Raw genomic sequence first — 17694 nt, 5'->3', positions numbered from 1 at the left:
GTTTTGGCGCCATGGAGGAGCTGGACCGACAGATCGTGCAGCTGCTCGTCAAGGACGGGCGGATGAGCTACACAGACCTGGGCAAGGCCACGGGCCTGTCCACGTCGGCCGTGCACCAGCGCGTGCGCCGGCTGGAACAGCGTGGCGTCATCCGCGGCTATGCCGCGGTGGTCGACCCCGAGGCCGTCGGGCTGCCGCTCACCGCGTTCATCTCGGTGAAACCGTTCGACCCCAGCGCCCCCGACGACATCTCGGACCGCCTCGCCGGCGTCCCCGAGATCGAGGCCTGCCACAGCGTCGCCGGCGACGAGAACTACATCCTCAAGGTGCGCGTGTCGACGCCGCACGAGCTGGAGGAACTCCTGGCCCGGCTCCGCGGCCTGGCGGGGGTCTCCACGCGGACGACGGTGGTCCTGTCGACGCCGTACGAGGCGCGCCCGCCGAGGATCTGAGCCGGCGGCGCGCCGCACCCGCCGTTCCCCGCCGCCGGGTGCCCTTCCGGCATGCCCCAGGTGCGGCTCCTCCCCGGCGACAGGAGAAACTGTCCGCTATGAGCGACCGCACCGCCGAGCCCGAGCCCGCCAAGACCGTCCTGCTGCGCCGCGGCGAGGTGCACAGCCCCGCGGACCCCTTCGCCACGGCGATGGTCGTCGAGGCGGGACAAGTCGCCTGGGTCGGCTCCGAGGGTGCCGCCGACGCCTTCGTCGACGGTGTGGACGAGGTGATCGACCTCGACGGCGCCCTCGTCACCCCCGCCTTCACCGACGCCCATGTGCACACCACCGGCACCGGCCTCGCCCTGACCGGCCTGGACCTGTCCGCCGCCCCCTCTCTGGAAGCGGCCCTCGATCTGGTCCGTGCCTTCGCCGCCGCCCGCCCCGACGCCCGCGTCCTGCTGGGCCACGGCTGGGACGCCGCCCGCTGGCCCGGCGGCCGCCCGCCGACGCGCGCCGAGCTGGACGAGGCCACCGGCGGCCGCCCGCTGTACCTCTCCCGCATCGACGTGCACTCGGCGGTCGTCACCACCGCCCTGCTCGACCTGGTCCCCGGCGTGGCCGCCCGCGAGGACGCCCCGCTGACCCGGGACGCCCATCACGCCGTACGCGAGGCCGCGTTCGCCGCCGTCACCCCCGCCCAGCGGGCCGAGGCCCAGCGCACCGCTCTCGCCCGCGCGGTCTCCCTCGGCATCGGCACGGTGCACGAGTGCGGCGGTCCGCAGATCTCCTCCGAGGACGACTTCACCGGCCTGCTGAGGCTGGCCGCCGAGGTGCCCGGTCCCCGTGTCGTCGGCTACTGGGCCGAGCAGAACGTCGAGAGGGCCCGGGACCTGGGTGCCGCGGGCGCCGCGGGCGACCTCTTCGCCGACGGCTCGATCGGCTCGCACACAGCCTGCCTGCACACGCCGTACGCCGACGCCGGCCACGCCGGCACCGCCTACCTGGACGCCGACGCCGTCGCGGCCCACGTGGCCGCCTGCACGGAGGCGGGCCTGCAGGCGGGCTTCCACGCCATCGGCGACGCCGCCGTGAGCGCCGTCGTGGAGGGCGTGCGCGCCGCCGCTGAAAAGCTCGGCCCGGCCCGGATCCGCGCCGCCCGCCATCGCGTCGAGCACGCCGAGATGCTCACCCCCGAGACCGTCGCCGGCTTCGCCGAACTGGGCCTGATCGCCTCCGTGCAGCCCGCCTTCGACGCGCTGTGGGGCGGCGAGGACGGCATGTACGCCCGGCGTCTCGGCGCCGAGCGGGCCCGCACCCTCAACCCCTTCGCGGCCCTGCTGCGCGCCGGTGTGCCCCTCGCCTTCGGCTCCGACAGCCCGGTCACGCCGCTCGACCCGTGGGGCACCGTCCGCGCCGCCGCCTTCCATCACACGCCCGAGCACCGGGTCTCCGTCCGGGCCGCCTTCACGGCGCACACCCGCGGCGGTTGGCGGGCCGTGGGCCGGGACGACGCGGGCGTCCTGGTGCCGGGCGCGCCCGCCGACTACGCGGTCTGGCGCACCGACGAACTGGTCGTCCAGGCCCCCGACGACCGGGTGGCCCGCTGGTCGACCGACCCGCGCTCCGGCACGCCCGGTCTGCCCGACCTCACCCCCGGCCGCGACCTGCCCGTCTGCCTGCGCACGGTGGTGGGCGGGCGGACGGTGTTCGTACGGCCGGGCGAGTGATCTACGGGCGGGGCGAGGTGGCCGTCGGTCGCCGCCGCCCCGCCGCCCGACCTGCGCATCCTCTGGGGTGCCCCCGTCTTCCGGACCGTCGCCGCAGGTCAGAGGGCTGTTGACAGTCGACTGCCGAGGGCCGGTAGGTTCGTCCGAGTCCACCACCGGACGCCCGACCGGGAGCGTTCCCGCCACTCGTCGCAGCGCCGCTGGGTCAGGGACGGTGTGCCGCACCGGGGCACCGTCGCTGGCAGCCAGGCTCAGCGCCCGCGCCGCCGAGGGAACGTTCCGGCCCGGCAAGGTGTGACCCGGGTGGGGCCCGTGCGCTCAGTAGACAACGGCTTTCGGTCGATCCGCAGCCAGCGGGTCCCAGGTCGGCCCGAAGGGCGCCGGGCCCCCATCCGTCGTGGTGGTGCGGCGAGAGCGGGGCACCGCTGAGGTACCGAAAAAACACATTCTTACCCCACTCTTGTGGAATCGACACCGCCATACGAACGAGCTGTCACGTCTTCCTGTGCGGTGGCCACTATGGTGGTCCCCTGCGTACGACATGAAGGGGCAGCAGTGAACGACGGCGACGGGACCCTCGCGGCCAAGGCCCAGGGGAGGCAGTTCGGTCCGCTCGGCACGGCCTTGGTGATCATTCCGACCTACAACGAGGCGGAGAACATCAAGACCATCGTCGGCCGGGTACGCAAGGCCGTCCCCGAGGCGCACGTGCTGATCGCGGACGACAACAGCCCCGACGGCACCGGCAAGCTCGCCGACGAGCTGGCCGCCGAGGACGAGAACGTCCAGGTCATGCACCGCAAGGGCAAGGAAGGCCTCGGGGCCGCCTACCTCGCGGGCTTCCGCTGGGGCCTGGAGCGCGACTACGGCGTGCTGGTCGAGATGGACGCCGACGGCTCCCACCAGCCCGAGGAACTGCCCCGGCTCCTCACCGCCCTCAAGACCGCCGACCTGGTGCTCGGCTCCCGCTGGGTGCCCGGCGGCCGCGTGGTGAACTGGCCCAAGTCCCGCGAGTTCATCTCCCGCGGCGGCAGCCTCTACTCCCGGCTCGCCCTCGACCTGCCGCTGCGCGACATCACCGGCGGCTACCGGGCGTTCCGCCGCGAGACCCTCCAGGGCCTGGGCCTGGACGAGGTCGCCTCGCAGGGTTACTGCTTCCAGGTCGACCTGGCCCGCCGCGCGGTCAAGGCCGGCTACCACGTGGTCGAGGTCCCGATCACCTTCGTCGAGCGCGAACTCGGCGACTCCAAGATGAGCAAGGACATCCTGGTCGAGGCGCTGTGGCGGGTCACCGCCTGGGGCGCGGGGGACCGGGTCGCCAAGCTCACCGGCAAGAACAAGCGGGCCTCGTAGGCTCGTCGACCGTGGTCGGTCGTCCCCTTATCCCGCACTGAGCCGCGGCCAGGCACACTGGGGCCATGACGACTGGCGCTCCCACCTCTCCGTACACCGCCCGGCCCCGGCGCTCCCGGCTGCGCAGGTATCTGCCGCTTGGGGTCGCCGCCTGGCTGGTACTGGAGATCTGGCTGCTGACCCTGGTCGCGGGCGCGGCCGGCGGGCTCGCCGTGTTCCTGCTGCTCGTCGCGGGCTTCATGGCCGGCTCCGTGGTCATCAAGCGGGCGGGCCGCCGTGCCTTCCGGAGCCTCAACGAGGCGCTGCAGCAGGGCGGTTCGCCGGCGCGCGGCGGTGGCAACGGACTGATGATGCTCGGCGGTCTGCTGTTGATGATCCCCGGCCTGGCCTCCGACGCGGTCGGCCTGCTCCTGCTGCTCCCTCCGGTGCAGAAGACCGTGAGCCGGTACTTCGAGAACACCCTGGACAAGAGGCTGCGCACGGCGGCCCCGGGCAGCCTCGGCGATGCCTTTCAGCAGGCCCGGATCCACCGCCCCGACGGCAGGGTGGTCCAGGGCGAGGTCATCCGTGAGGACCGGCCTGAGCCCGGCGAGCAGCGGCAGTGGCCGCCGCTGACGCGGTGAGGACGCTCGGGACACAGGGCTCCGGGGCCACACGTTCTTGGGTCCGAACGTCTCCGCGGCCATAGGTCTCCGCCGCCGTACGAAAACCGCGGGCGCCGTACGTGGATCACGTACGGCGCCCGCGGTGGTGTGCGCTGTGTCTCGGCCCGGCCCCGCAGGGACTAGGCCGACTTGCGGCTGTCCCGAGGATGAACCGCGATGTTCATCGCCCCCGAGCGCAGAACCGCCAGGCGCTCCTCGAGGACCTCTTCGAGCTCCTCACGGGTGCGCCGCTCCATCAGCATGTCCCAGTGGGTACGCGCGGGCTTGGCCTTCTTCTCCTCAGGGCCGTCGCCGTCGACGAGGAGTGCCTGGGCCCCGCAGACCTTGCACTCCCACTCCGGCGGGATCTCCGCCTCGACCGAGAAGGGCATCTCGAACCGGTGCCCCTTCTCGCATGCGTACTCCACGGCCTGGCGCGGGGCCAGGTCGATACCGCGGTCCGTCTCGTAGCTGGTCACCACGAGGCGCGTACCGCGAAGAGCTCGCTCACTCATGAATCGTGCCTCCCGGGCTTGTCGCCCACAGGACAGGTGTCGCTGTCGTCGTCATCCGGTCAACGTCCGGTCGGCGGTAAAGATTCCCGTTCCGTGTCCCGTTCCGGGTCATGCGTCGCCGTCGTAGCCGCAGCCTTGCTGACCAATGTCGTACCCACCGGCGCCCGGTTTGTCACATCTGCTAGCAGATGTCACCCAGCGTTTCGGCATCTTTGACGCGCAGTAACGGTACGCCTGGCAGGCCAAAGGCGTACACTACCGCCCTTTTGTGTTGAGCGCTAAATCGGCGCTAAATCCTCTCCGGAACCGGGTTGCCCGCCTCACCGATCGCCCGCCGCACCGGGACGCGCGCCAGCAGGGTGAAGCCGATGACGAAGAAGGCCACCAGGGAGATGATCGCGGAGCGATAGCTTCCGGTCAGCTGGTAGGTCACGCCGAACAGCAGCGGCCCGAGCCAGCTCATCCCGCGGTCGCTCATCTCGTACGCCGAGAAGTACTCGGCTTCCTTGCCGGGCGGCACGAGATGCGAGAACAGCGAGCGGGACAGCGCCTGGCTGCCGCCGAGCACCAGGCCGATCCCCGCGGCCAGCACGAAGAAGAACACCGGTGCCTTCGCGGGCAGGAAGTAGCCGGCGGCCAGGGTCACCGTCCAGGCCACCAGCGAGCCCAGGATGGTCCGCTGGGCCCCGTACGTCCGTGCCAGCCGCCCCATCGCCAGCGCGCCGGCCACGGCCAGCACCTGCACCAGCAGCACGGCCACGATGAGCGTCGACTGACTGAGCCCCAGTTCCTGCGAGCCGTAGACGGAGGCCTGCGTGATCACCGTCTGGATGCCGTCGTTGTAGATGAGGTAGGCCAGCAGGAAGGCGAGCGTCAGCGGGTACCGGCGCATGTCCCGGACCGTCGCCGCGAGCTGCCTGAGCCCGGGTGCCGTACCGCGCTCCACGCGCACGTGCCGGTCGCGGAGCCTGCGCAGCGGTACGAGCGTGAAGGCACCCCACCACAGGCCCGCCGAGGCCAGGCAGATGCGGACCGCGGCGGTCTCGGACAGACCGAAGGAGTCGTGGCCCGAGTACAGGACCAGGTTGGCGACCAGGACGGTGGAGCCCGCCGCGTAGCCGAAGGCCCAGCCTCGCGAGGAGACCGCGTCGCGCTCCTCGGGCGGGGCGATCTGCGGCAGATAGGAGTTGTAGAGCATCATCCCGACGGACTGGGCGGCGTTGGCCACGACCAGGAGGGCCCCGCCGAGCAGGTACCGGTCGCCGTCCAGGAAGAACATGCCGGTGGTCGCGGCGGCCCCGGTGTACGCCGCCGCCGCGAGCAACGGCTTCTTGCGGCCCGTGCGGTCGGCCGCGCTGCCCACGATCGGCATCACCACGACCGCGACGATGACCGACAGGGACACCGAGTACGCGAAGAAGGACCCGGCCCGGACCGGGACGCCCAGCGGGTGCACATAGCCGTCGGCGTCCGCGGCCCGCTTGGCCACCGCGGTGAGGTAGGGCCCGAGGAAGACCGTCACCACGCTCGTCGAATAGACCGAGCAGGCCCAGTCGTAGAAGTACCAGCCGCGCTGCTCGCGCCTCAGGCCGGCGGTCTCGTCCGCCGCCGGCGTCCGTACTGTGTCGGTTTCCACCCGTGCCCTCGCTTCCCCGCTCCTGCGAAGGCTCGGCCGGGCGCCCGGCCGGTCAGACCCAGACGCCGCGGTCCTCCATGACCTTGCGCAACGTGTCGATGTGATCGGTCATGATGCCATCGACACCCAGGTCCAGGAGCCGGTGCATGCGCTCGGGTTCGTTGATCGTCCACACGTGCACCTGCAGCCCGAGGGCGTGGGCGGCGCGGACGAAGCGGTGGTCGACGACCGGGACGCCCGACTGTGCCTCGGGCACCTGCGCGGCGACGGCCGACCGGCGCACGGCGGCCGGCAGGCCCCAGGAGCGCAGCCGCAGGTTCAGCACCCCGCGCGTGCCGAACGACGTGGCGAGCCGCGGCCCGGCCAGCCTCTGGGCACGCAGCACCCGGGCCTCGGAGAACGAGCCCACGCAGACCCGGTCCCAGGCGCCGGTGCGCTCGATCAGGTCCAGCAGGGGGCGCAGCGCGGGCTCCGCCTTGACGTCGACGTTCCAGCGGACGTCGGGGAAGGTCTCCAGCAACTCCTCGAACAGGGGCACCGGTTCACGGCCGCCCACGCGCGCGTGCCGTACGTCCTCCCACGGCAGGTCGGCGATGCGGCCGGCACCGTCGGTGACCCGGTCCAGCGTGGAGTCGTGGAAGGCGACGAGCCGGCCGTCGGCCGTGGCGTGCACGTCGGTCTCGATGTAGCGGTAGCCCAGCTCCACCGCGTGACGGAACTGCGCCACGGTGTTCTCCAGCCCGTCGGCGGCCCCGCCCCGGTGGGCGAAGGCGATCGGGCCGGGATGGTCGAGATAGGGGTGGCGTACGGGTGGTGTCGTGAGGCTCACCTGGGCAGTATGGCTCGCTCCGGTGTCGCGGCGGCAACGACCGTGCTGCGGTCCGGTGCCGACGCGACGGCGAACACCCGCAGGAACAGCTGCGCCAGCGGCCCGATGGACACGGCGTACAGCACGGTGCCGACACCGATGGTGCCGCCCAGCAGGAACCCGGTCACCACCACCATGGCCTCGATCCCCGTCCGCATCGCCCGGATCGAGCGGCCGGTGCGCCGGTGCAGCCCCGTCATGAGCCCGTCGCGGGGACCCGGACCGAAGCGCGCCGCGATGTACAGGCCGGTCGCCGCGCCGTTCAGCACGATCCCCGAGAGCAGCAGCGGGACGCGCACGGCGAGGGAGTGCGCGTCCGGGACGAGTGCGAGCGTGCCGTCCATGGCGAGGCCGACGACGAAGACGTTCGAGACCGTGCCGAGGCCGGGACGCTGACGCAGCGGGATCCACAGGAGCAGCACCGCCGCGCCGACGATGATCGACACCACCCCGATGGTCAGTCCGGTGAGCTCGGCGAGGCCCTGGTGCAGCACGTTCCAGGGCTCCAGGCCGAGGCCCGCCTCGACGAGCAGGGCGGAACTGGCGCCGTAGAGCGCGAGCCCGGCGTACAGCTGGGTCAACCGTCGTCCGAGACGGCGCCGAGTGGACATGAGATACCCCCCTGGGTGGTGGCGGTGGCCTGACGCATGTCACTCTGTGGCTTGGGATGAATCGCCATCCATGGCCAATTCCGGGAAGGTGGACTGATCTTCATGGCGCAGTGGACCTCTGCGATGGGGGCCGCACAGCTCGCTCGGCTCCTCAAGTCCCAGCAGGACCGCCCGGCCGGCCCCGGCACCCGCCGTCCGCCCGCCTACCGCGCCCTCGCCGACGGCATCCGGCTGCTGGTGCTCGAAGGCCGCGTCCCGGTGGCCGCCCGGCTGCCCGCGGAGCGCGAACTCGCCCTCGCCCTGTCCGTCAGCCGTACCACGGTCGCGGCCGCCTACGAGGCGCTGCGCACCGAGGGCTTCCTGGAGTCCCGGCGCGGCGCCGGCAGCTGGACCGCCGTGCCGGCCGGCAACCCGCTGCCCGCCCGTGGTCTCGAGCCGCTGCCGCCCGAGGCGCTGGGCTCGGTGATCGACCTGGGCTGCGCCTCGCTCCCGGCCCCCGAGCCGTGGCTCACCCGCGCCGTGCAGGGCGCCTTGGAGGAACTGCCGCCCTACGCCCACACGCACGGCGACTACCCCGCCGGGCTGCCCGCGCTGCGCTCGATGATCGCCGAGCGGTACACCGCGTGCGGGATCCCCACCATGCCCGAGCAGATCATGGTGACGACCGGCGCGATGGGCGCCATCGACGCGATCTGTCATCTCTTCGCGGGCCGCGGTGAACGGATCGCCGTGGAGTCGCCCTCCTACGCCAACATCCTCCAGCTGATGCGCGAGGCCGGAGCCCGGCTGGTCCCGGTCGCGATGGCCGAGGGCCTCTCCGGCTGGGACGTGGACCGCTGGCGCCAGGTCCTGCGCGAGGCCGCGCCCCGACTCGCCTATGTGGTCGCCGACTTCCACAACCCCACCGGCGCACTCGCCGACGAGGACCAGCGGCGCCGGCTGGTGGACGCGGCGCGCTCGGCCGGCACGGTGCTCGTCGCCGACGAGACGATGACCGAGCTGTGGCTGGACGAGGACTGCGCGGACGCGGGGATGCCGCGCCGGGTCTGCGCCTTCGACCCGGCCGGCTCGACCGTCATCACGGTCGGCTCGGCCAGCAAGGCCTTCTGGGCGGGCATGCGCATCGGCTGGGTGCGGGCGGCGCCGGACGTCATCCGCAGCCTGGTCGCCGCGCGGGCGTACGCCGATCTCGGGACGCCGGTCCTGGAACAGCTCGCCGTCAACTGGCTTTTCAGCACGGGCGGTTGGGAACAGGCGGTGGAGCTGCGCCGGGCGCAGGCCCGGGAGAACCGGGACGCGTTGGTCGCGGCGATCCGGCGGGAACTGCCGACATGGGAGTTCGACTTGCCGAAGGGCGGTCTGACCCTGTGGGTCCGCGCGGGCGGTCTGTCCGGTTCCCGGCTCGCCGAAGCGGGGGAGCGGACCGGCGTCCGCGTTCCTTCCGGTCCCCGCTTCGGCGTGGACGGCGCCTTCGAGGGCTATGTCCGGCTCCCGTTCACCGTGGGGGGAGCGGTGGCCGAGGAGGCGGCGGTGCGGCTCGCCGCGGCGGCTCGCCTGGTGGAGACCGGGGGGACGGGGGGTGCGGAGGCGCCTCGTACGTTTGTCGCCTAGTTCGCCCATCGGGTCGGGCGCGTCCTCGTGGTGAGTGCGGGCGCGTGGGACTGGCCGCGCGGTTCCCCGCGCGCCCTGGGAGCAGGCGGCGCCCCGCCGGCACCGGCAGGCGACCCCACCCCGGCGGCCGCGACACCGGGCGTCCTACGCACTCTCGGCAGCCACCGCCTCCGCGGCCACTGCCGGCTTCGTGAGGTCCGCCGGCACCGGCCCCTCCGCAGGCACAGGTTTCTCCGGCGGCACAGGCTCCTCCATCGGCACAGGCTCCTCCATCGGCACGGGTTCCTCCGTCGGCACGGGTTCCTCCGTCGGCACGGGTTCCTCCGCCGGCTCGGCCTCCACGGCGGTGACCCGCGCCGGCAGCAACGCCAGCACCGCCTGCCGATCGGCGTCACTGGTCGCGTCGTCGTACGGATCCGGCGTACGCGGCACCTGGAGCCGGTGCACCGGTCCCGAGCCCAGCCGTGCGTACCCCCGCCCCGGTGGCACATGCCCCAGCGGCGTCGTGTGCGGCGGGGTGCCCAGGACCGCCTCCACCTGCCGCGGCGCCGCGGGCCCGAGCACGACACGCGCGCGCGTGTGCTGCCGTACCGCGTCGCTCAAGACCTCGGCGCTGTCGAACTGCTCGGCCACCACGACGGTCACGTTGGCCGCCCGGCCGTGCCGCAGCGGCACCTGGAGCAGCGTCTGCGGGTCCTTGCGGCCGTCCGCCGTGGCGAGATGGGCGAAGACCGACGGGCGGTCCACCAGGATCCACAGCGCGCGCCGGGCGTCGGCCGGCGGCGGGTCGCCCGCCTGCCGGGCCAGGTTGACGGCGATGAGCCGCCGCTCGGTCTCCTGCGCGGCCCACTCCAGGCTCGCCAGCGCGCCGGGCAGCGCGCACTCCACGGCCAGCACTCCGTCCCGGCCGGTCAGGCAGGCGTACTCGCCGGTGCCGCCGCCGTCGACGATCAGGATGTCGCCGTGACGGAGGGCCTGCAGGGCGATGGAGCGCAGCAGGGTCGAGGCGCCGCTGCCGGGGTGGCCCATCGCCAGCAGGTGCGGCTCGGTGGAGCGGACGCCGGTGCGCCAGACGACCGGGGGTACGTCGATCTGTTCCTCTCCGTAGGAGAGGGGAAGCGTGCGCTGGACCTCGCTCGCGTCGGTGAAGCCGAGGACGGTCTCGCCGGGCGCGGTGACGAAGTGCTGGGCCGGGATGTCGGCGGGCAGCGGGGGCAGGACGGTGACGGTGAGCTGGTTGCCCTCCTCGTCCCACGCGAAGTGGTACTCGCGGCCCCGGCCGGCCTTCGCGGTGAGCACCTGCTCGATCCGCGCGCGTGCCGCGGGTTCGCCGTCCGGGAAATAGGCGGGGTAGCGGATCACGAGATGACCGACGCGCCCGGCGTCGTCGAACTCGTGGGCGGTGAGCGCCTTCTCCCACTCCCCGCCGTGCGCGTACAGCGGTGCCGGGTCCTCGGGGCTGGAGAAGTACGGCACCAGGGACTCGTAGAGGGACCGGAGCCGTTCGGTCTGGGACTCGTCGGGCCCTTCGGGGGCCGGCGGGGTGCGGTCGCGGCCCTCCCAGGCCGCCGCGGCCATCACGGTGATGACGGCGAGCAGCGGTCCGTACGGCATCAGCGCCACGACCAGGATCACCGAGGCCACCAGGAACAGCAGTGGCCCCCGCTTGTCCTTGGGCATGTCCGCCCATCTGCGCCGCCCGGCCGAGGCCAGTCGGCGCAGGCCGCGCGTGACGGTGATCAGCGGGTGCAGCACGTCGGTGGCACTGTCGGCCGCCGTCCGGGCCAGCTCCCTGCTCCGGGCGAGCTGCGTCCGGGCGATCTGGGCGCTGTCCTTGCTCAGAATGCGGGGGAGAGGGCGCCGGGCCACTGCTGTCTCCTGATGGTGCGTGCGTGCGGGTGGGGCGGGCGGGGTCAGAACTTGATGCCGCCGAGGAGGCTCGCCAGACTCTCGCCGCCGGCCTTGATGCTGGGGGCGATGCCCGTGCTGGCCAGGTAGAAGCCGAACAGGGCCGACGTGCATGCGTGCGAGCCCTTGAGGCCGTCCTTGCGGAAGAAGAGGAAGACGACGACGCCGAGCAGCATGACGCCTGAGACGGAGAGGATCATTTTCGGGCCTCCTGGTGTCGCGGGTGGGGGACAGTCACCCTGAGTTCTTCCAGGATCACAGGATGTGTCTATATGCTTAAAGGTGCAACTGGGTGAAATCCGCCAGATTTCGCCCGATCGGTGGAGCGGCTTCGTCCCTCGGTGAGCCGCACGGTTGCCTCGATCGGGGGTCGCTGCTGATCTTTACCTCGGGCACATCGGGTCATGTGCCGCGCGAGCCAGTACGCTGGCGATTCACTCGTACGGCCGTGTTCCGCTCGCTGCCGTACGCTCCCTGCAGTCCCCGAAGTTCCAGGAGAGGCGGTCCGCCGATGAGTGAAGCCCCCGACCCCGAGGTCGTGGAGCTGGCGACCAAGATCTTCGATCTGGCCCGGCGGGGTCAGACGGAGGCGCTCGTGGCGTACGTCGACGCCGGCGTTCCGGCCAACCTCACCAACGACCGCGGCGACTCCCTGGTGATGCTCGCCGCCTACCACGGTCACGCCGACTCGGTGCGTGCCCTGCTCGCCCGGGGTGCCGTCGCGGACCAGATCAACGACCGGGGCCAGACCCCGCTCGCGGGTGCCGTCTTCAAGGGTGAGACGGACGTGATCAAGGCCCTCCTGGAAGGCGGAGCCGACCCCGCGGCGGGGACGCCGTCGGCCGTCGACACCGCCCGCATGTTCGGCAAGGCGGAACTCCTGGAGCTGTTCGGCGCGCACTGACGCGCATGTCCTGACCAGCTACGACACGAAAAACGGGGGAGGCGGTAAAGGGCCGCCGGAAATACGGTCGCGGCAGCGCGAACGGCCGGGTCATCATGACGACGTGATTCACGGACGCGATGGCTGGGCAGGTGTTGCCGCACCGCGCGGGCCGTGATGCGGTCCGCATGGGCCACCGACGAGAGGCAGAGAGAGATGGTCTTCGGCAAGCAAGAGACGGCGGGGGCTCCGACGTTGTGTCACGCGGCCAGGTAATGCGTGTTTCCCGGTTGCGTCGACGCTTGATGTGAGGCTGTTTCCCATGTTCGATCCGGTCATAGCGCCCAGCGGTACGCTGCTCGGCCTGCTCCAGCGGGGCCGCGGCGACGGCACACTGCACGCGCTCACCGCCCCGCGCGCCGAAGCACTCGCGGCCCTGAACCACTGTGTGCTGCGCGATCCCCGCCACGACTGGCAGGTGGAGAACCGCTCCCTCTACTACGCCCGGCTCTACCTCGACCTGAACGGCAAGCTGGACGCGATCGAGGCGCACCTCTTCGACCCCGAGGACGTCCTCGACACCGACGAGTCCCGTACCGGCCTCGCCCTGGCCGTCCTCGGGCACCTCGCCTCCTACGGCAGGAAGGACGCGCTCGAACTGCTCCGCAGGTACGCCGCCCACGGCTCCAACTGGTCCTGGGCCCTGGACGAGCTGGCCCTCAGGGACGACGACGCGGGACTGCGCGCCCTCGCCGCGCCCGTGCTGGCCCGCTTCGGCACCGACCCGGAGGGGGAGGCCGAGCTGGCCGCCGCCGTACGCGACGCCTTCGAGCCGAGGCCCTGGCGCCTGTGGGCCGAGGACGCGCGCGAAGGGATCGCCACCCGCGTGCGGACCGCCCAGGAGACCGGCTGTTTCGACCGCTGGCAGCGCCAGCTGCGGCCCACCGGCCCCCGGCCCGGATGGAGCGTGCGCGCCGTCTTCGAATGGGCCCAGCAGGGCATGGACCGGGGCGCCGCCCTCCATGTGCCGGCCGCCCGGTGCCTGGTCGCCGTGGCCGGCCCCGAGGACCGGCCGGAGATCGTGCAGGCCGCCCGGACCGGCATCGACGGCGCCCGCTGCACCGCACTGCGCTATCTCGCCGACGGCAACGACCCCGACGCCCTCGACCTGATCGAGGCCGCCGTCGCCGACGGCACGACCGTCGTCGTCGAGGCCGCCGTCGACGCCTTCGAACGGATGCGCAGCGTAGCCGCCGTCGACCACGCGCGCCGCTGGGCCCAGCGCCCCGACGCACTCGGCTCCGCCGCCGGACGCATGCTCGCCTGCCGTGGCGGCGTCCAGGACCGCGACCTGGTGCTCGGCGCCCTCCGCGAGGCCGTGCGCGGCGAGGGCCCCGACGCGCCCACGCTGTGGACCCTCGTCGACGGCACCGGACGCCTCGGCATCGCCTGCGCCGCACCCGTCCTGCGCCACATCTACCGGGAGACGGCCTCCTCCCATCTCCGTGGCCGCGCCGCCCGCGCCCTGGCGGCCACCGACCCCTCCTTCGCCACCGGCTTCGCCGTCGAATGCCTGTGGGACTGCGAGGAGACCACCCGGGAACTCGCCGCCCGGCACGCCGAGACCGGTGACGCCCGGGTCGTGGAACGCCTGCGCCGCCTGGCCGCCGATCCGGCCGAGGAGGCTGAGGTGCAGACGGCGGTCCGCAGCCGCTTCGGACCCGACGCCGCCCTCGGCTGACCCCCACGCACGCACACGGTCCGGGCGGACGACCGCCCGCCGTGTGAACACCGGGTGTCCCGCAGGTCAGGCGGTCATGACGGCCGTCTGACCTGCTCGGGTGTGCAGCCCAACGCTCACAGGACGTTCCCCGGGCGGAAAGATCGAAGTCGACGCGGCCACGCCCCGCGCGGCGACAACACCCGTATGCGTGTCGTCATCGTGACCGAATCCTTTCCCCCCGATGTGAACGGCGTGGCCCACTGCGCGCTCCAGACCGCCCGGCACCTCGTAGATCGCGGTCACCATCCGCTCGTCGTCGCCCCCGCCCCCGCTCCGGGCAGCGGACCGGACACGGACGCCCCGTGCCCGGTCGTCCGGATCCCCTCCCTCCCGCTCCCCGGCTACCCCCAGGTCCGCGTCGCCCTTCCCAGCCGGCGCCTCGCCGCGGCGCTCGTCGAGCACCGCCCCGACCTGGTCCATCTCGCCAGCCCCTTCGTCCTCGGCGTCCGCGGCATGGCCGCCGCCGCCAAGCTCGGCATCCCCGCCGTCGCCGTCTACCAGACCGACCTGGCCGGTTACGCCCGCACCTACATGGGTGCCGGCGAGGCGGCCGCATGGCGGCGGATCCGCTCCGTGCACGCCGCCGCCGACCGCACCCTCGCCCCCTCCAGCGCCGCCCTCGGTGACCTGGAGGCCCACGGCGTACCCCGGGTCCGGCTGTGGCCGCGCGGCGTGGACACCGTACGTTTCCGGCCAGACCTCCGTGACGAGGCACTGCGTCGCGAACTCGCCCCCAACGGCGAGGTCATCGTCGGCTACGTCGGCCGGCTCGCCCCCGAGAAGCACGTCGAACTGCTCGCCGGCGCCTGCGGTCTGGAGGGCGTCAAGGTCGTGGTCGTCGGCGACGGCCCCAGCCACGCCCACCTCACCGAGGCCCTGCCCGGCGCGGTCTTCCTCGGCCGCCGCACCGGCGACGACCTCGCGCGGATCTTCGCCTCGCTGGACCTGTTCGCGCACACCGGCCCCTTCGAGACGTTCTGCCAGACCGTCCAGGAGGCCATGGCCAGCGGCGTCCCCGTCGTCGCCCCCGCCGCCGGCGGTCCGCTCGACCTGGTCGCCCACGGCCGCACCGGACTCCTCGTCCCGCCGCGCGACGCCGCGGCCGTCCGGGAGGCCGTCCGCGAACTGGCGGCCGACCCCCAGCGGCGCGCCCACTACGGCCTCGCCGCCCGCACCATGGTCGAGGGCCGGACCTGGGCCGCCGTCGGCGACCAGCTGATCGCTCACTACGACGACGTCCTCGCGGCACGGAAGACGGCGGTGGCGGCATGACCGGCCGGCCCCTGCGCATCGTCCGGCTCGCCAACTTCGTCGCCCCGGCCTCCGGCGGCCTGCGCACCGCCCTGCGCGAGCTGGGCAGGGGCTTCAAGGCGGCGGGCCACGAACCCGTGCTCATAGTCCCCGGCGAACGGCACACCGACCAGGAGACGGAACAGGGCCGGGTCATCACCCTGCCCGGCCCGCTGCTGCCCGGCACCGGCGGCTACCGCGTCCTCACCGACAAGCGGCGCGTGGCCGCTCTCCTGGAGGAGCTGGCCCCGGACCGCCTGGAGGTCTCGGACCGTACGACCCTGCGCTGGACCGGCCGCTGGGCCCGCCGCGCGCGCGTGCCCGCCGTGATGGTCTCCCACGAGACCGCCGACGGCGTGCTGCGCACCTGGGGCCTGTCCGAGAACCTCTCCCGCCGGGCCGCCGACGCCCTCAACACCCGTACCGCGCACGTCTACTCACGGGTGGTGTGCACCACGGAGTTCGCCGAGCGCGAGTTCGTGCGCATCGGCGCGCGCAACGTCGTACGCGCCCCCCTGGGCGTCGACCTGATGGAACGCCACCCCGCGCTGCGCGACCCGGGCCTGCGCTCCCTGCACGCACGCGGCGGCGAGGTGCTGCTCGTGATGTGCTCCCGGCTGTCCGTGGAGAAGCGGCCCGGCACGGCCCTGGACGCCCTCGAGGCGCTGCTGCGGCGCGGCCGGCAGGCGGTGCTCGTGGTGGCCGGGGACGGGCCGCTCAAGCCCCGGCTGGAGCAGCGCGCGCGGGAACACGGACTGCCGGTGACGTTCCTCGGACACGTCTCCGACCGGGCCGTGCTCGGCGCCCTGCAGGCGACCGCGGACGTCGCTCTCGCGCCCGGGCCGGCCGAGACGTTCGGGCTCGCCGCGCTGGAGGCCATGGCCTGCGGCACGCCCGTCGTGGCCAGCGCCTCTTCCGCCCTGCCCGAGGTCATCGGCTCGGCCGGGGCGACCGCCGCCGACCGCGGCGAGGCGTTCGCGGACGCCGTGGAGCTGCTCCTCGACCGGGGCGAGCGGGTCCGGCGGGAGGCGGCACGCGCGCGTGCCGAGTGCTTCGGCTGGGGAAAGGCCGTCGAGGCCTTCCTGGAGGCCCACGACGCGGAGGTGCTCCGCCCCACCGGCCTCCCCCGCACCGTGTCGGAGGGCGTGGCATGAGACCCGTCCGCTTCGTCGCCCTCGGGGACTCGCTGACCCAGGGCGTGGGCGATCCCGTCGGGGACGGCTGGCGGGGCTGGGCCGCGCTGCTGGCGCCCTCGCTCGCCGAGACCGCCGACGCCGTGGAGTTCACCAACCTCGCGGTCAGCGGCGCGCAGACGCGGGACGTGCTGGAGCGGCAGACCCCGGCCGCCCTCGAACTCCGCCCCGACGTGGTGTCCGTGGTCATCGGCGTCAACGACACGCTGCGCCACACCTTCGACATCCAGGCGGTGGCGGCCCACCTCGACACGGTGTACGCGGCGTTCACCCGCGAGGGCGCCACCGTGCTCAGCGCCTGCCTGCCCGACCCCGGCGCGATGCTGGGACTGCCCGCTGCCCTGGCCCGCCCGCTGGCCCGCCGGCAACGGGCCGTCAACGCGGTCGTCCACGCGCTGTCCGAACGCTACGGGGCCGTCCACCTGCACGCCGCGGACGGCACCTGGATCACCGACCGGGCCCTGTGGAGCGCGGACCGGCTGCATCCCGGGGAGCGCGGGCACCGGCAGCTCGCCGTGCGCTTCCACGGCCTCCTCACCGAGGCGGGCCGGGGCACGGGACGGCCGCCGTCGTCCGAGCCGGAGTTCCCCGCCCCGACCCGCACGGCGAGCCTGCTGTGGCTGGCCACGGCCGGCACTGCCTGGGTGGTCCGGCGCTGCAAGGACCTGCTGCCCCAGCTGCTGCGCCTGGCCGCCGACGAGATCCACCACCGGGCCCGGGGCACCAGTGCCCGCCTCGACCTGCGTGCCTCGGCGGCGGTGACCGCGGCGCTGGCGGCCCTGACGGAGGGCACGGGCCAGGACGCCGAGGCTCAGCGGCGCCCGGCCGACACGAGTCCGGCAGCCCTGCCGGGTTCCGCACCCGCGGTCGCGGCCGCGGGTACGGCGCGGGTGTCCGCCTCGGTCGCGGGCGCGACCTGCGAGGTGGCGATTCCGAGCACGATCCGGGCGGCCTCCGTTGCGGGCATGGTGGCCTCCGAGGCCGCGATGCCCGGTAGCGCGCGAGTGGCGCCGGTCGCCGCTGTGGCGCGCGAGGCCGTTGCGGACGCGGCCGAGACGGGCCCAGTGCCCGAGGCGGCCTGTGCGGCCGTCGGGACGCAGGCGGCGCGGACCAGCGCGGTCCCCGGGTAGCACCGGGAGCAGGGAGCACCGGGTGGCGTCCGGCGGTCGCGGCCCGCTCGGGTGCCCGCCGAACGCCGGCCGCCCGGCCCGGTCGGGACCTGGACCGTGCCGGGG

At 73.6% G+C, this 17694-nt stretch carries 15 protein-coding genes and 1 pseudogene; 10 read left to right on the top strand and 6 right to left on the bottom strand.

Annotation, left to right across the window (positions count from 1 at the left end; all coding sequences use genetic code 11):
• Positions 1 to 11 precede the first annotated feature (11 nt).
• The 4 genes from AB0L59_RS23755 (at position 12) to fxsA (ending at position 4140) form a co-directional block, all read left to right on the top strand.
• Entirely contained in the window at positions 12 to 452 is a 441-nt protein-coding gene (locus AB0L59_RS23755; RefSeq protein ID WP_365586965.1) for an Lrp/AsnC family transcriptional regulator, read from the top strand.
• Between the two features lie 98 nt (positions 453 to 550).
• Positions 551 to 2164, top strand: a complete 1614-nt coding sequence (locus tag AB0L59_RS23750; RefSeq protein ID WP_365586963.1) for an amidohydrolase — start codon at positions 551 to 553, stop codon at positions 2162 to 2164.
• Positions 2165 to 2719: 555 nt separating this feature from the next.
• Positions 2720 to 3517, top strand: a complete 798-nt coding sequence (locus AB0L59_RS23745) for a polyprenol monophosphomannose synthase (RefSeq protein WP_365586960.1) — start codon at positions 2720 to 2722, stop codon at positions 3515 to 3517.
• A 65-nt stretch (positions 3518 to 3582) separates the two neighbouring features.
• Entirely contained in the window at positions 3583 to 4140 is a 558-nt protein-coding gene (gene fxsA, locus AB0L59_RS23740) for an FxsA family membrane protein (protein WP_365586957.1), read from the top strand.
• A gap of 161 nt (positions 4141 to 4301) precedes the next feature.
• Here fxsA and AB0L59_RS23735 read toward each other — a convergent pair whose 3' ends face one another.
• The 4 genes from AB0L59_RS23735 to AB0L59_RS23720 form a co-directional block, all read right to left on the bottom strand.
• Positions 4302 to 4676 carry an RNA polymerase-binding protein RbpA gene (locus tag AB0L59_RS23735; protein ID WP_003977404.1) on the bottom strand — a complete coding sequence of 125 codons (375 nt, stop codon included), beginning with the start codon at positions 4674 to 4676 and terminating at the stop codon, positions 4302 to 4304.
• Positions 4677 to 4965: 289 nt separating this feature from the next.
• Positions 4966 to 6312: an MFS transporter gene (locus AB0L59_RS23730; protein ID WP_365586956.1), complete on the bottom strand. Its 1347-nt coding sequence runs from the start codon at positions 6310 to 6312 to the stop codon at positions 4966 to 4968.
• A 52-nt stretch (positions 6313 to 6364) separates the two neighbouring features.
• A complete protein-coding gene (locus AB0L59_RS23725; protein ID WP_365586953.1) occupies positions 6365 to 7141 on the bottom strand; it encodes a glycerophosphodiester phosphodiesterase in 777 nt (258 codons plus the stop codon).
• Entirely contained in the window at positions 7138 to 7791 is a 654-nt protein-coding gene (locus AB0L59_RS23720; protein ID WP_365586950.1) for a hypothetical protein, read from the bottom strand. The genes AB0L59_RS23725 and AB0L59_RS23720 overlap by 4 nt, the downstream gene beginning before the upstream one ends.
• Before the next feature lie 102 nt (positions 7792 to 7893).
• On the opposite strand from AB0L59_RS23720, the gene AB0L59_RS23715 reads away from it, so the two are divergent.
• Positions 7894 to 9402, top strand: a complete 1509-nt coding sequence (locus AB0L59_RS23715; protein ID WP_365586948.1) for a PLP-dependent aminotransferase family protein — start codon at positions 7894 to 7896, stop codon at positions 9400 to 9402.
• Positions 9403 to 9546: 144 nt separating this feature from the next.
• On the opposite strand, the gene AB0L59_RS23710 is transcribed toward AB0L59_RS23715, so the two are convergent.
• Entirely contained in the window at positions 9547 to 11271 is a 1725-nt protein-coding gene (locus AB0L59_RS23710; protein WP_365586946.1) for a hypothetical protein, read from the bottom strand.
• Positions 11272 to 11315: 44 nt separating this feature from the next.
• Positions 11316 to 11510, bottom strand: coding sequence for a hypothetical protein (locus AB0L59_RS23705; protein WP_067046482.1), 195 nt, complete (start codon positions 11508 to 11510; stop codon positions 11316 to 11318).
• A 311-nt stretch (positions 11511 to 11821) separates the two neighbouring features.
• On the opposite strand from AB0L59_RS23705, the gene AB0L59_RS23700 reads away from it, so the two are divergent.
• The 5 genes and pseudogenes from AB0L59_RS23700 to AB0L59_RS23680 form a co-directional block, all read left to right on the top strand.
• Positions 11822 to 12214, top strand: a complete 393-nt coding sequence (locus AB0L59_RS23700; protein WP_365586944.1) for an ankyrin repeat domain-containing protein — start codon at positions 11822 to 11824, stop codon at positions 12212 to 12214.
• 301 nt (positions 12215 to 12515) lie between these two features.
• A complete protein-coding gene (locus AB0L59_RS23695; RefSeq protein ID WP_365586941.1) occupies positions 12516 to 13934 on the top strand; it encodes a HEAT repeat domain-containing protein in 1419 nt (472 codons plus the stop codon).
• Between the two features lie 186 nt (positions 13935 to 14120).
• A complete protein-coding gene (locus tag AB0L59_RS23690) occupies positions 14121 to 15248 on the top strand; it encodes a glycosyltransferase family 1 protein (RefSeq protein ID WP_365586939.1) in 1128 nt (375 codons plus the stop codon).
• Positions 15245 to 16420, top strand: a complete 1176-nt coding sequence (locus tag AB0L59_RS23685; protein WP_365586936.1) for a glycosyltransferase — start codon at positions 15245 to 15247, stop codon at positions 16418 to 16420. The genes AB0L59_RS23690 and AB0L59_RS23685 overlap by 4 nt, the downstream gene beginning before the upstream one ends.
• Positions 16417 to 17244: pseudogene (locus tag AB0L59_RS23680) on the top strand (SGNH/GDSL hydrolase family protein); the annotation flags it as partial. The gene AB0L59_RS23685 and the pseudogene AB0L59_RS23680, both read left to right, overlap by 4 nt.
• Positions 17245 to 17694: the final 450 nt, after the last annotated feature.

It is taken from the genome of Streptomyces sp. NPDC052109, from assembly GCF_040680195.1.
GTDB lineage: Bacteria > Actinomycetota > Actinomycetes > Streptomycetales > Streptomycetaceae > Streptomyces.
Note: the sequence above shows the minus strand (reverse complement) of the source record. Positions and strands in the feature narration are given on the sequence as shown.